Raw genomic sequence first — 14456 nt, 5'->3', positions numbered from 1 at the left:
CACAATTCTGTGTTTCAGGTATGTTAGTCTTTTGAATCTGGCCCCTTCCTGAAGTACGGCCAACATTTTTCTGCGTGACCATACTCTATAAATATGCCTGTTTTCTGCGACTTGTGGGGTACTTGCCTGTCGTTGATGGCTGGGCTCACTATCTCGTGACAGTTTTATGATTTTATTTTTTCGATTGGTTGCGCAACAATACATTACCCAGCGAGAAAGATTCATTCATATCGCTGTGTAAAAAGAAACTCTGAAAGCAAAAAGGGAACTGTCTGATGAAGTTTAACTCTTTGACAAAAAAGGCTGTTGTAACAACTGGTGTTGTTGCGTTTGCTGCTACTGCAATTGCAGGTAACGCTTCTGCAGCTGATGAAAAAATGAAAAAAGAAAAGTGCTACGGCGTTGTTGCGAAAGGCATGAACGACTGCGGTACGTCTACTCATAGCTGTGCGGGTCAGGCAAAAACTGACGCACATCCTGAAGAGTGGATTTATATGCCAGCAGGGTACTGCGAGCGTATTGCGGGCGGCAAGCTGAAGCCTGGCAAAGCGTAACGCTAAATCTAGATTAGGCGGCGAAGGATGTATGAGTATGAACGCTCTGTCTGACAAGAATACAATGGGTGGACTTTTTGGTCATATGGCGCCTGTTGGTATTGGATTAAAGGCACAGCATTATCATGATGTTCTGAACTCTTTGCCGCCATTATCATTTTTTGAAGTACACGCTGAAAACCATATGGTTTTCGGTGGGCCACATCGTTCTTTCCTAGAAAAGATTACTAGCCAGTATGCCTTGTCCATCCACGGTGTTGGGCTGTCGCTGGGTTCAGCGGAAGGCATTGATCGAAATCATCTACATCGGTTTAAGGCATTAGTAGATGACTATAACCCTGCGCTGGTTTCGGAGCATTTAGCCTGGTCCGTGTCTGACGGGACATATCTCAATGACCTGTTACCGCTGCCACTGAATGAAGAGAGCCTGCGTATCGTCTCAGATAATGTGGCCTGTGTGCAGGATGCAATATCAAGACCGCTACTAGTGGAAAATCCGTCCAGCTATCTGGCTTTTGAAGGCACGACAATACCTGAACCGGAATTTCTGATCCGGCTGGCAGAGAATACTGGCTGTCGTTTGCTGTTGGATGTCAATAATGTGTATGTATCTGCTTGCAACATGTCTGGTGAGCAAGAGGCAAAAAGCGCCGAAACAGGCTATGCAAAGGCCTTGGACTATATCAGTCAGATTCCAGCCGACTTGATCGGAGAAATTCACCTTGCGGGCCACCTGCTTAAAGATGTTGATGGGACAGAGATTAGAATTGATGACCATGGTAGCCATGTCGACAGGGCAGTTTGGTCGCTTTATGCTGCTTTGATACGTCAGGTGGGCGCACGTCCGACACTGATTGAGTGGGATACGAATATTCCGCCCCTTTCAACACTGGTCAGCGAAGCACAAAAAGCGCAGACGTTGATGCAGAATACTTCTGAGCGTCCCGTAGTAGATAGTCAAGCACACGGACAGGCGGTATTCCAATGACATCGCTTGCAGACATACAAAGCGCAATGAAAGATACAATACTTTCCGGCCATGCCCCATCTGCACTGCTTGAAGAGATTGTGTCGGTCGGGTCAATCTCACCGAAAGCAAGGTTGCAAATTCACCAGAATACATACCGTCAAAGTCTAACGGATGCGCTTATCTCTATCTTTCCGGTTATGCAGGCCTTTGTTGGCGAGGTCTTTATGCGCGGGCTGTTGGGCGAATATATCAAGTCTGTACCGCCTAAATCTTCCTGTTTGAATGAATATGGGGACTGTTTGGGGCACTTTATTGATGGGTATGAAGAACTGGCCCACCTTCAATATCTCGCGGATGTGGCCAGGCTTGAATGGGCAGTATTTTCCGTTCAAAACTCAGCTGAGACACAGGCTTTTTATTCTGAAGTTACTGCAGCGGAGGAACAGGCGCTGCCTGAGCAAATTCAGTGGCACCTGAATTTTGACGCATCCGTCATCGAAAGTAAGTTTCCAGTTCTTTCCCTGTGGATGGTCGGTACGGGTCAACTGCCCCCAGAGGCAGTGCATATAGATGCAGGCGGCCAAATTGCTGTCGTCGTAAAACAGGGCGGTGAAGTACGGCTTTTCTCTTTGGAAGGAGAGGCATTGACAGCTTACAGGGATTTGAAGTCCGGGGCTGACAATAAGGCCGGAAATGACGAAGCCGTCGATCAGCTGAAAGCGATCGGGTTGCTCAGGCCTGTGCCAAGTTAAGAAAACTGGCAGGCATATCGTCTGCTGCACACGTTTAATAAAGGAAGAACCAATGAATAGTATGAGAATACTAATGGAGAAGTCGTGCCAAAAGCTGGAGAGCGTACTGTCGTTTCAGGATTATGGTCTGTTGTTTTTTCGGGTTTGGATTGGGCAGGTGTTTTACCAGTCCGGAAGGACCAAGGTTGATGCTGCGTCTGGCTATTTCACGCCGTCAGATATCGCCTTATATCTATTTGAAGATGATTACGGCTTCGCGGGTGAAATCTGGGGGTATTCATTGCCGCAATTGATGGCACAGCTAGCAATTTATATGGAAACATTACTGCCGCTTATGCTTCTAATTGGATTGCTGACGCGTCTGAGCGCATTGGGGCTGCTTGGTATGACAGCGGTTATTCAATTTTATGTGTATCCTGCTTCTTTTATGGAACATGCTGTTTGGGCAGCTGTACTTCTTCCGTTGGTGATGATGGGACCAGGTAAGCTGTCAGTTGATCATTTCTTTAGATCAAGAAAGTAGATAGGGTCAAAGGTGAGGAGCCAAGTGAACCATGTCACCCATGAATTCAGTATAAGTTCCTGCAAATTTCCTTCCATCCTGCCCAAACCTTGCTAAGGTGCACAAGACAGGAATATAGAAATTTATTCTAAGGGTATGGGTGAAATGGATAAAATTGACCAAAAAATTCTTGGTTTACTGCAGGAAGATGCCACGCTTAGCACTTCTGAAATCGCGGAAAGGGTGGGGCTTTCGACCACGCCGTGCTGGCGACGCATTCAGATACTGGAGCAAGAAGGCTACATTACCAAGAGGGTTGCACTGGTTAACAGGGAGCATATCAATGTTTCCCTTGATGTTTTCGTGGCGGTTAAAACGAACCAGCATAATTTTGATTGGCTTGATGAGTTTGCAAAAATCGTGTCCTCCTTCCCGGAAGTGGTAGAGCTTTACCGCATGAGCGGGGATATTGATTATTTGATGCGGGTCGTCGTGCCGGATATGGCTGCGTACGATACTTTTTACAAAGAATTGATCCGGTCGGTCAAACTTACGGATGTTAGCTCCTCTTTCGCGATGGAACGCATAAAGTACACGACTGCATTGCCGTTGGATTACGCATTGCCCGAAGAAAAAAATCGTCGCAAACGGACATAAGTAAGGGGTTTTACCGTGGATGCAGGACTGAATACTTCCGGAGTTAAACAGGAAATTTTCCTGAAAGACTATACGTCGCCGGCTTTTATGGCTGAAACTGTAGACTTGTTGTTCGATCTTGATGAGGATACGGCGATTGTAACATCCCGTGTAACTTATAAACGGATGGATAGTGGCCAGTCTAACCTGGTGCTAAATGGCGGCGAGTTTATGAAACTGCTGTCTGTCAATCTTGATGGGCATTTGCTTGGTGAAGATGCGTATGTTGTAACCGAGGAAACGCTGACAGTAAAATCTGTGCCGGATGTTTTTACACTGACTATACAAACGGAACTGTATCCTGCCGACAATACTCGCCTCGAAGGTTTGTATAAGTCTGGCGGCAACTTTTGTACCCAGTGTGAAGCAGAAGGTTTTCGCCACATCACCTATTTCCCTGACCGTCCAGACGTTATGGCAGTCTACACAGTGCGTATTGAAGCTGATAAAGCACGGTATCCAATCCTGCTATCAAACGGAAACCCCGGCAAGACAGGGGACCTGCCAGAAGGCAGACACTTCGCTGAATGGTATGACCCATACCCCAAGCCAAGTTATTTGTTCGCAGTCGTGGCAGGCAATCTGGGTGTTCTTTCAGACACATACAAGACCAAATCCGGCAAACGCGTCGATTTGAATATATATGCCGCCGAGGCAGATCTTGAGAAGTGTCATCATGCGATGGCCGCGCTTAAGGCCTCTATGAAATGGGATGAGGATGTATTCGGCCTCGAATATGACCTGGATGTTTATAATATTTTAGCCGTTGGCGATTTTAATATGGGCGCTATGGAGAATAAGGGCCTGAATGTTTTTAACACCAAGTATGTTTTAGCAAGCCCGGAGACGGCGACCGATGCTGATTTTGACCATGTGGAAGGCGTGATTGGCCACGAGTATTTTCATAACTGGACTGGTAACCGCGTTACCTGCCGGGATTGGTTCCAGCTTAGTCTGAAAGAAGGGTTGACCGTTTTCCGCGATCAGGAATTCTCAAGTGATCTCGGTTCTCGTGCCTTGAAACGTATTGATGATGTGCGCTTACTTCGGGCAGCACAGTTTCCAGAAGATGCAGGGCCACTCGCGCATTCCGTTCGGCCTGATCACTATGTAGAAATCAATAATTTCTATACGGCGACTGTATATAACAAGGGTGCTGAGGTCATTCGGATGATGCACCGGTTGATCGGCGCACAGGCTTTCCGTAAGGGAATGGAACTATATTTCAACCGTCATGATGGACAGGCGGTGACGTGTGATGACTTTGCTGCTGCGATGCAGGATTCAAGTGGCAAAAACCTGGACCAGTTTAAGCTATGGTATTCACAGGCAGGAACCCCAACGCTGACGGTCACCCGTGAACGGGATGGTGGCGACATCCTTTTAACCGTGCATCAATCATGTCCGCCAACCCCAGGGCAGCCAGAGAAAGAGCCAAATCATTTGCCGTTCTTAATGGGCTGGATCGGGCCAAACGGTGAGCCTTTGGAGCCTGCGTGCAGCAATGGTGTCTGGCAGGAAGATGGCTGCCTGTTGGAGATTAGTAACAGCACAGAGACTTTCCGTTTTAAAGATGTTCCAACGGGAAGTGTTCCAAGTTTATTGCGCACTTTTACCGCCCCTGTCCATTTGAAGCATGATCTAAGCAAAGAAGAGAAGCTTTTCTTGATGAGCCATGATCGCGACCCGTTTGCGCGCTGGGATATTACGCAGGATCTGTTACGTGTGGAAATCTTGCGACTGGTTGATAGCTATAAAGATGGCAAGGCGCAGGAAACGGTGGATAAGGATGTACTTGATGCGTTTGGTACTGTGCTTGCTGACGAGAGTGCAGACCCGGCCTTCATTGCAGAATTGATACTACTGCCCAGTGAAAATGACCTTGGACAGTATATGGATGTTATCAAGCCAGAGGAAATCTATCTGGCCCGAACGCAGTTCATTTCCCAGGTCGCTGATGCACATAGGGACATAGTGCTCGAAAGATATAAAAAGTGTCGCGAAATGCTTGAAAATCAAGCGCAATACAGCCTTGACAAGAATAGTAAAGGGTTGCGGCGTCTATCTAATACACTTCTCGGTTTTATAAAGCAGACGTCGAGTGGAGAAGACGTATGCTGTGAGCATTATAATAATGCAACCAACATGACAGACCAATTTGCAGCACTGTCTGTGATTGCCAGTAGTGAGTTCCAGTGCCGAAATGAAATACTCGCTAATTTCTATCATCAGTGGAAAGGCGAGGATCTTGTTATCGATAAATGGTTCATGGCACAGGCTATGTCACGTCGGGATGATGCTCTTGAAAATATCGTAAACTTGATAGACCATCCGGACTTTTCACTGACGAATCCAAATCGTATGCGGTCTTTGGTGATGGTGTTTGCGGGTCAAAATCAACGGCATTTTCATGCAAATGATGGCCGTGGGTATAATTTTCTCGCGGAAATAATAGTAAAGGTGGATAAAGTCAACCCACAGGTGGCAGCGCGACTTGTCGCACCCCTTGGAAGGTGGAAAAAGCTTGACCCACACCGTCAAAAGCTTATGAAGACATCATTGGATGCCATTTTAAATGCCAAACACATTAGTGATGATGTTGGGGAACTGGTAGCCAAATCGCTTGCTACGTGAAAGTAGAAAGTGTTTTCTAAAACCGAGACGTTTAATTGATTTACCTTACGTAGAGCAGAACGTCTCTGGTAAATTCAGACAATTTGGGGGTTAATTTAAGGGCTACTTTGAGTATGCACACAAGGAAAAATAATATTCCGCATTTGACTCTACCTATAAGTGCCCTATTTCTTAATAATACGGTACACTCATAAGCTTAATTATGTGACTGTTGTACCTGTTTTAAATGGAAAGAAAGCATATGAATAAAACTCCTGATCCAATAGATGTCCATGTTGGCAGTCGTGTGAGAGCCCGCCGTAAAATGCTCGGTTTGTCTCAGACACAACTCGGCAAGGAACTGGGTGTAACATTTCAGCAGGTTCAAAAATACGAAAGAGGTTCTAACCGGATAGGCTCTAGTCGTCTTTTCCGTATGTCCAGTGCTCTTGGTGTTCCTGTCGCTTATTTTTTTGAAGGTGCTGAAACGCGGCTTCCTGGGTATAATCCAATGCCTGAAGGTCTTGAAGGTGATGCTTTCGAGCGTCAGGAAACTCAGGAACTTGTTGAAGCATACTACCGGATTGCGGACCCTCGGGTACGGAAAAAAGTTCTCGGGCTTGCCCGTTTGCTGTCTAGTGGTGTAGACGAGTACGGCATGTAAGCCTTCTTGACGTACTAGCTATTTGAAGCGTGGTGCTGCTTGTGCCGCGCTTTTGTTTTATTACAGGATTAAATAATGAACTCTCCTTTTGATGATCTCCGAGGTTTGATTAAACAGTTACCGGCACCGGACAGTTGCGCCATTAAAAAGATTCGTCCGGCACTTGACGGTAAAAATTTATCGGGTGCTCTGACCGATTATTTGTTCTGGTTAGGAGAGTGGCAGGGGAAATCACAGCCAAATCTGGCGGAAACGCATATTTGCCTGATTGCAAGCAGCTATGTCGGTGGTGCGGAACCTGAGGTCATAACCAATTATATTGGGGCGGCATCAAAGGGCAGGGCGCCTGTCAATTATCTGTGTGTTCAGCGCGGTATTGGGCTTCGCGTCTTGGAAATGGCCCCGACGATGCCGTTTACTGTCAACCCTGCGTCCCCAGACTGGTCAGAACAAGACTGTATGGCAGCAGTTGCGTTTGGAATGGAAGCAGCAGCCGTTGATGCCGACCTGCTTGGCCTGTCTGATCTTGCGTTTGGCAATGAAGCCAATGCGCTTGCGCTTATATGCTTGACGCTTGATATCCAGCCATCGGACATTCCGGGGCTTGATGATACCCTGCGTAGTCGTACAGAAGATCTTATTGCTGCCTATGACGGGCATGCGGATGACGACAGCCTCAACTTACTGCAGGCTTTTGCCGGACGGGAAATCGCGGCTATTGTTGGCGGCATCATTGCTGCTCGTAGTCGCCGTATTCCCTTGGTGCTGGAAGGTATTGGTGCGCTGGCCGCTGCAACTATATTGTGGTCCCTTGATCCAACAAGTATTGCGCACTGCAAGTTTGCGGCGCAGCCCCTAGATGGCACAACGTTTATTCTGCAGAAGGTCGGATTGCCGCCATTACTGTCAGATGCACTGGGCGCTGGCCCTGGATGTGCAATTGCTGTGGCTGCGGGTGTACTTGGCGCGGCCACTGACCTGCAAAGCGTCCCCGCAAAATTATAGTACAGTTTTTGGCGGTACTTTTAGCCTGACTAGGCTTTGCAGATTAAATCTGGCAGCGTGATCAGGCTATCAATCGTCACACTTGCGCCAAGCTCCGCCGCGGGAATATCTGTATAGCCAAAAGAAACGGCGACTGATGGCCACTGTGCATTATTGGCGGCTGCAATATCATTTATACTGTCACCCACCATCAGGCTGGGGCCATCACAGGCCAGTTTTTTCTGCGTTTCCAGGAGGTGTCGTGGGTCTGGCTTGCGGAACGGGAACGTGTCTCCGCCGGTGATGACCGGGAAAAAATCTGCAATCCCTAATGCTTCCAGCAGCGGTATAGCCAGATACGCTGGCTTGTTGGTGCAAACTGCCAGTTTGATGCCTTTGCCCGTAAGGGTTTCCAGCATCCCGATAGTGTCAGGATATAACTGGCTATCAATTGCTAAATTGTCAGCATAATATTCAAGGAAGATTGGCAGCAAGGTATCCAGGTCGTGACCGTTCATGCCGCCGGTTGCTTCCAGGCCAAGTTCCATAAGTTTCTTCGCACCTTGGCCAACCATGTGCCGGACGTCATCAATGTCGATGGCTGGCCGCCCAATTTCTTGCATGACATGGTTGGTTGCTCGGTGCAGATCCGGGGCAGTGTCCACAAGCGTTCCGTCCAGGTCAAATAAAATGGAATTTACGGGAAATTGATGCGGTTTCATTTGTAACTTTCGTGCTTAAGAAAATCTTGGCGTGCAATGCACAATAAATTGGTAAAAATGGCGCAATCAGGCACATTTTCGCCTTGCTTCTATGGCTTGCTCATGATCTATAGTGCATAAAAATCTTGCGTGCCATGTATAAAATACGAAATTTTATAATACGGCATTTTGATGAAGAATTTGTAGGTTGGACCAAAGGATATTACGATGAGTAACTGGACCCCGGAAAGTTGGAAATCACGCCCTGTCATTCAGGTGCCTGAGTATCCGGATCAGGAGAAATTGCAGGATGTAGAAAAGCAGTTAGCCAGTTATCCCCCTCTTGTCTTTGCAGGAGAGGCGCGTCGTCTGAAAAGTCAGTTGGCTGAAGTCGCCGAGGGCCGCGGTTTCCTGCTGCAGGGCGGTGACTGTGCGGAAAGCTTTGCAGAGTTTCATCCAAATAATATCCGGGATACCTTCCGGGTTCTCCTGCAGATGGCTGTTGTATTGACCTTTGCTGCTAGCTGCCCGGTTGTTAAAGTTGGTCGTCTGGCCGGTCAGTTCGCGAAGCCGCGCTCTGCTGACACGGAAACTGTAGACGGTGTTGAACTGCCAAGTTACCGCGGTGATATCATCAATAACATCGAATTTAACGAAGGCAGCCGCATTCCTGACCCAGAACGGATGCTGCGTGCATATTCGCAGGCGGCTGCGACGCTGAATCTGCTGCGGGCATTTGCACAGGGCGGGTATGCAAACCTGATGTCTGTGCATAAATGGAACCTGGATTTCGTGCAGGCAAGCGGGGCGGGCGAAAAATACGCTGCACTTGCCGAAGATATCGGTAAGGCACTTAGTTTCATGGAAGCGTGTGGTGTGAACCCGAATGACGTGCGCCAGTTGCAGGGCACTGACTTCTACACGTCACATGAGGCACTATTGCTTGGTTACGAGCAAGCTTTGACCCGGGTAGATAGCACGAGCGGTGACTGGTACGATACATCGGCACATATGCTGTGGGTCGGCGACCGTACGCGACAGCTGGACGGTGCGCATCTGGAATTTATGCGCGGTATTTCCAATCCGATTGCTTCCAAGGTTGGCCCCACGACTGACCCTGATGATCTGCTTCGTTTGATTGATCTTTTGAATCCGACGAATGAGGCAGGTCGCCTGACACTGATCACTCGTTTTGGTGCGGATAATGTTGAAAAGCATCTGCCCGCGTTATTGCAGGCTGTAAAGCGTGAAGGCAAAAAGGTTATCTGGTCGTGTGATCCAATGCACGGTAACACCATCAAGGCTTCCAGTGGTTTTAAGACACGCCCGTTCGACCGTGTTATTCAGGAAGTAAAGAATGTATTTGCCTGCCACCGTGCAGAAGGTACGTACGCCGGTGGTATCCATCTGGAATTGACGGGTCAAAATGTAACCGAATGCACGGGCGGTGCGGTTGCTATTACCGAAGAAGGATTAGCAAGCCGCTATCATACGCACTGTGATCCGCGTCTGAACGCCAGCCAGTCAATTGAATTGGCGTTTCTGGTGGCAGAAGCTCTGAAGGAAGAACGTGAAGCCCTCGGTCAGACAGTAGCTGCATAGCAGATATTTACTGAACTGCCCGTTAAATACTTGGAATGCAGTGAAAGTCGCTGTAAAAAGCGAGGCATGGAAAACCTTAGTATTTATATGGCGCAATTGAATCCAACTGTCGGGGCGATCGAGCATAATGTCGCCCTGATACGCGGTGCCTACGGCGAAGCGGTAAACTTAGGGGCAGATCTTGTTCTGACACCAGAACTGTCCGTTGTCGGTTATCCCCCTGAAGATTTGATTTTAAAGCCGTTCTTTCAGCGGTCAGCCATCGCGGCTGTTGAGGAACTGGCGACACTCACCACTGGGGAGGGCAGTCCGGGATTGCTGGTGGGGAGCCCGTGGCTTCAAAATGGCATACTGTATAACGCCGCAATTCTGTTGGCCGACGGTAAAATACAGGATGTAACCCTGAAAAGTCATTTGCCGAACTATGGTGTGTTTGATGAAATACGCGTCTTTGCAAGCGGTGGGCGCCCCCATCCGATGGAGTTTCGGGGCGTAAAGCTGGGTGTATTGATCTGCGAAGACATGTGGTTTGATGACTGCGCCAGAACCTTGACTGAATTGGGAGCAGAGATACTTCTTGTACCAACCTGCAGCCCTTATGACGAAGGTAAGGAAGCAGAAAGACGGCATCAGGCACAAAAAAGAGTGCACGAAACAGGCTTGCCGCTGCTGTTTTGTAATCAGCTTGGCGGTCAGGATGAACTTGTCTTCGACGGGGCCAGCTTTGCCATGGCCGGGGACGGTGCGATAACCATGCAGATGAAACGCTGGCAGGAATACGGCGTTCTGGTAGAGGTCCTGGGCGGTGCGCCTGTTGGCAGTGAAATTGATCCTGACGAAGACCGCATGCTGTCGATTTATCAGGCGATGGTGACGGGGGTTCGCGATTATGTGCGCAAAAACAAGTTTCCTGGTGTTCTGATTGGTCTGTCAGGTGGTATTGATAGTGCTTTATCGGCGGCGGTTGCTGTGGATGCGCTGGGTGCTGATAAGGTGCACTGCGTTATGATGCCGTCCAAATATACATCGGGTGAAAGTCTGGGGGACGCGGAAGCCTGTGCAAAGGCGCTCGGCGTTAACTATCAGGTTATTCCAATCAAGGCTGGTGTGGATGCACTGGATAGTATGCTGGCAGACAGCTTTGAAGGCTGCACACCCGATACGACAGAAGAGAATATCCAGTCGCGCTTACGGGCTGTAACTTTGATGGCTCTGTCTAATAAATTTGGCCACATGGTGCTGACCACGGGTAATAAATCCGAAATGTCGGTTGGCTATGCGACACTCTACGGCGATATGTGTGGCGGTTATAATCCCCTTAAGGACGTCTATAAGATGGATGTCTTTGCCCTATCGCGCTGGCGGAATGAAAATGTTCCCGCCGGTGGTCTTGGCCCTTCTGGTGAGGTGATCCCTGTCAATATTATTGATAAACCACCGACAGCCGAACTTCGGGAAGACCAAAAGGATGAAGATAGCCTGCCACCGTACCCTGATCTGGATGATATGCTGCACTGTCTGGTTGATCAGGAAATGTCGGTGTCCGAGGTGATTTCACGCGGGTATGATGCATCTGTTGTTGCAAGGATCGAGCACCTGCTGTACATCGCCGAATATAAAAGACGCCAGGCACCACCCGGTGTGAAAATTACAAAGAAGAATTTTGGACGTGATCGTCGGTATCCCATTACGAATGGTTTCCGCAGCGCCCGCAAATAAACCGGATGAAAGTCCAAAGTCGATAAGTCAGGAATTGAACATGTCTGTTAAGGTTCGTTTTGCTCCGTCTCCTACGGGGAAACTTCATCTTGGAAATATTCGGGCTGCGCTCGTCAACTGGCTGTTCGCGCGTCAGCAAGGCGGTACGTTTGTTCTACGTATTGATGATACAGATTTCGACAGATCCACGCAGGAGAATGAAGATGCCATTCGTGCTGACCTGCAGTGGCTTGGATTGAATTGGGATGAAACCTTTTCCCAAAGCAGCCGTTTTGATCGGTACAATGAAGTCGTCGAAAAGCTGAAGGCTGAGGGACGTCTTTATCCCTGCTATGAGACCGCCGACGAACTGGATATGAAGCGAAAAATCCAGCTGGGTCGCGGCATGCCGCCGGTGTATGACCGTGAAGGTCTGAAACTGACAGCGGAGCATATTGCAGCCTATGAAGCAGAGGGGCGCAAACCGCACTGGCGGTTTAAACTGGATACGCCAGAAACGGTTACATGGACTGACTTGATCCGGGGCGAAGTATCCATTGATATGGCTTCTTTAAGTGATCCAATTCTGATCCGCGGTGACGGAAGTTTTCTGTACACACTGCCAAGTGTTGTGGATGATGTGGATTACGGCATTACACATATTGTGCGCGGTGAAGACCATGTGACCAACTCGGCCGTGCAGGTGCAGATATTTGAAGCTGTTGGCGGCAAGGCACCAGAGATGGCGCACTTCGCCTTGATGACTGGCAAGGGCGGTGAAGGCTTGTCCAAACGTCACGGCGCTATGTCTATTGGTGAATACCGCGATGAAGCAGGGCTTGAGCCAATGGCTGTTGTCTCGTTGATGGCGCGTGTGGGAACCAGTGAGCCGGTCGAGGCATTTGTAACGCCTGAGCCACTGATAGAAGGTTTTGATTTTGGGAAATTCAGCCGTGGTACTGCCAAACTGGATGCAGCTGATCTAGACATCCTTAATGCGAAGATTTTGCACGACACTCCATTCGAAGCCGTCAAAGACCGATTGGACGGTGTTGATGAAGCATTCTGGAACACAGTGCGTCCAAACCTGAAGAAGCTCTCCGATGTGACGGAATGGACCAAGATCATCAATGGTCCTGTAACGCCGGTTATTGAAGATGCTGATCATATGGCAGTTTGTGCAGAACTGCTGCCAGATGGCGATCTGGACTGGGGTGTGTGGACCGCAGCGATCAAGGATAAAACCGGCGTGAAAGGTAAGGGGCTGTTTATGCCGCTACGACTTGCCTTGACCGGGCAGGCAGCTGGTCCTGATATGGCATCTATTTTGCCCCTGATCGGGCGGGAGAAAGTCCTGAAACGATTGACTGGCGAAGCGGCATGACACCTATCAGGATCTACAATACCCTGGCGCGGGAGAAACAGACATTCACGCCAATAGATCCGAAGAATGTGCGGCTGTATGTTTGTGGGCCGACCGTATATGACTATGCGCATATTGGTAATGCACGTCCGGTTGTTGTGTTTGACATGTTATTCAGGCTGCTGCGGCATGTGTACGGGACGGACCATGTTACCTATGCCCGTAACTTTACCGATATTGATGATAAAATCATGCTGCGCGCTGCGGATGAAGGCGTGGGCATCAAGACGATCTCCAAACGGTATGAAAAAGCCTACATCGCGGATATGAAGGCGCTTAATGCGCTTGACCCAACGCTTACACCACGTGCGACTGAGCATTTGCCGCAAATGATCAAGATGATGCAGGCCTTGATTGAAAAAGGGCATGCCTACGAAGCAGAAGGTCATGTGATGTTCCATGTGCCAAGCATGGAAAATTATGGGCGTCTGTCGCGTCATAGCCGGGATGAGTTGGTAGCTGGGTCACGGGTTGAGGTCGCGCCTTATAAGCGTGATCCTGCTGACTTTGTTCTGTGGAAACCATCGACTGAAGACCAGCCGGGTTGGGCTAGCCCGTGGGGCAGAGGGCGTCCGGGCTGGCATCTTGAATGTTCCTGCATGATCGAAAAGCATATGGGAACGACGATTGATATTCATGCCGGCGGGCAGGATTTGATATTCCCGCACCACGAAAATGAAATCGCACAAAGTGAATGTGCTCACGGCGAAACCTTTGTCAATTACTGGATGCATAATGGGTATCTGACAGTTGATGGCGAGAAAATGTCTAAATCACTTGGCAACTTTCATACGGTCCATGATTTGATCGCAAGTGGTGAAAATGGCGAAGCACTGCGTCTTAGCCTCTTGACAGCACACTATAGACAGCCTGTTGATTTCAGCCTGTCGACTGTGCGCGAACAAAAACGCCGTCTTGATAAATGGTACAGATTAACCGACGGAGTTGAGGCTGCGGACACGGTCCCGGCAGCTGTTGTTGACGCACTGAGTGATGATCTGAATACACCGAAAGCGCTGTCTGAGATTGATGCGCTGGCAGATGTTGCTACGGCGGCTGAGCTGAAAGCCGCAGCCCAGTTTATGGGCTTGTTGCAATCATCCACGGATGAATGGTTTAAAGGTGATGCGCCGGATGGAATTACCGTCGAGGAAATCGAGGAGCTGATCGCAGCTAGAAATCAGGCACGCGCTGAAAAGAATTTTGCTGAATCTGACCGGATCCGTGATCTGTTGACAGAGAAGGGTATTGTTCTTGAAGACGGTGCAGGTGCCACCGGATGGCGCAAGGCATAAGA

The 14456-nt window shown here is 48.9% G+C and carries 13 protein-coding genes; 12 read left to right on the top strand and 1 reads right to left on the bottom strand.

The window, feature by feature from the left end:
• Positions 1 to 275: 275 nt before the first annotated feature.
• The 8 genes from IE181_RS12880 (at position 276) to IE181_RS12845 (ending at position 7756) form a co-directional block, all read left to right on the top strand.
• Positions 276 to 554, top strand: coding sequence for a BufA1 family periplasmic bufferin-type metallophore (locus IE181_RS12880; protein WP_191253560.1), 279 nt, complete (start codon positions 276 to 278; stop codon positions 552 to 554).
• A gap of 31 nt (positions 555 to 585) precedes the next feature.
• On the top strand, positions 586 to 1542 hold the full coding sequence (gene bufB / locus IE181_RS12875; RefSeq protein ID WP_229819427.1) for an MNIO family bufferin maturase: 957 nt from the start codon (positions 586 to 588) through the stop codon (positions 1540 to 1542).
• The gene (locus IE181_RS12870; protein WP_191253557.1) at positions 1539 to 2276 is read left to right on the top strand and encodes an HvfC/BufC N-terminal domain-containing protein; all 738 of its coding nucleotides are present in this window, start codon (positions 1539 to 1541) and stop codon (positions 2274 to 2276) included. Before bufB ends, IE181_RS12870 begins: the two co-directional genes overlap by 4 nt.
• A gap of 52 nt (positions 2277 to 2328) precedes the next feature.
• The gene (locus IE181_RS12865; protein WP_191253556.1) at positions 2329 to 2799 is read left to right on the top strand and encodes a DoxX family protein; all 471 of its coding nucleotides are present in this window, start codon (positions 2329 to 2331) and stop codon (positions 2797 to 2799) included.
• A gap of 144 nt (positions 2800 to 2943) precedes the next feature.
• The gene (locus IE181_RS12860; RefSeq protein WP_191253554.1) at positions 2944 to 3435 is read left to right on the top strand and encodes an Lrp/AsnC family transcriptional regulator; all 492 of its coding nucleotides are present in this window, start codon (positions 2944 to 2946) and stop codon (positions 3433 to 3435) included.
• 15 nt (positions 3436 to 3450) lie between these two features.
• A complete protein-coding gene (pepN, locus tag IE181_RS12855; RefSeq protein ID WP_191253552.1) occupies positions 3451 to 6108 on the top strand; it encodes an aminopeptidase N in 2658 nt (885 codons plus the stop codon).
• A gap of 241 nt (positions 6109 to 6349) precedes the next feature.
• Positions 6350 to 6751: a helix-turn-helix domain-containing protein gene (locus IE181_RS12850; RefSeq protein WP_191253550.1), complete on the top strand. Its 402-nt coding sequence runs from the start codon at positions 6350 to 6352 to the stop codon at positions 6749 to 6751.
• A 75-nt stretch (positions 6752 to 6826) separates the two neighbouring features.
• Positions 6827 to 7756 (top strand): nicotinate-nucleotide--dimethylbenzimidazole phosphoribosyltransferase, encoded by a 930-nt coding sequence (locus tag IE181_RS12845; RefSeq protein ID WP_191253548.1) that lies wholly within the window; start codon positions 6827 to 6829, stop codon positions 7754 to 7756.
• A 29-nt stretch (positions 7757 to 7785) separates the two neighbouring features.
• Here IE181_RS12845 and IE181_RS12840 read toward each other — a convergent pair whose 3' ends face one another.
• Positions 7786 to 8457, bottom strand: coding sequence for an HAD family hydrolase (locus tag IE181_RS12840; protein WP_191253546.1), 672 nt, complete (start codon positions 8455 to 8457; stop codon positions 7786 to 7788).
• A 207-nt stretch (positions 8458 to 8664) separates the two neighbouring features.
• Here IE181_RS12840 and IE181_RS12835 point away from each other — a divergent pair, with 207 nt between their 5' ends.
• The 4 genes from IE181_RS12835 to cysS all read left to right on the top strand — a co-directional run bounded on the left by IE181_RS12835 (position 8665) and on the right by cysS (position 14454).
• Positions 8665 to 10038 (top strand): class II 3-deoxy-7-phosphoheptulonate synthase, encoded by a 1374-nt coding sequence (locus IE181_RS12835; protein WP_191253544.1) that lies wholly within the window; start codon positions 8665 to 8667, stop codon positions 10036 to 10038.
• A gap of 66 nt (positions 10039 to 10104) precedes the next feature.
• The gene (locus IE181_RS12830; RefSeq protein ID WP_191253542.1) at positions 10105 to 11757 is read left to right on the top strand and encodes an NAD+ synthase; all 1653 of its coding nucleotides are present in this window, start codon (positions 10105 to 10107) and stop codon (positions 11755 to 11757) included.
• Between the two features lie 40 nt (positions 11758 to 11797).
• A complete protein-coding gene (gltX, locus tag IE181_RS12825; RefSeq protein ID WP_191253541.1) occupies positions 11798 to 13120 on the top strand; it encodes a glutamate--tRNA ligase in 1323 nt (440 codons plus the stop codon).
• The gene (gene cysS / locus IE181_RS12820) at positions 13117 to 14454 is read left to right on the top strand and encodes a cysteine--tRNA ligase (protein ID WP_191253540.1); all 1338 of its coding nucleotides are present in this window, start codon (positions 13117 to 13119) and stop codon (positions 14452 to 14454) included. Before gltX ends, cysS begins: the two co-directional genes overlap by 4 nt.
• Positions 14455 to 14456 lie beyond the last annotated feature (2 nt).

This window comes from Kordiimonas sediminis (genome assembly GCF_014656395.1).
Lineage (GTDB): Bacteria > Pseudomonadota > Alphaproteobacteria > Sphingomonadales > Kordiimonadaceae > Kordiimonas_A > Kordiimonas_A sediminis.
Note: the sequence above shows the minus strand (reverse complement) of the source record. Positions and strands in the feature narration are given on the sequence as shown.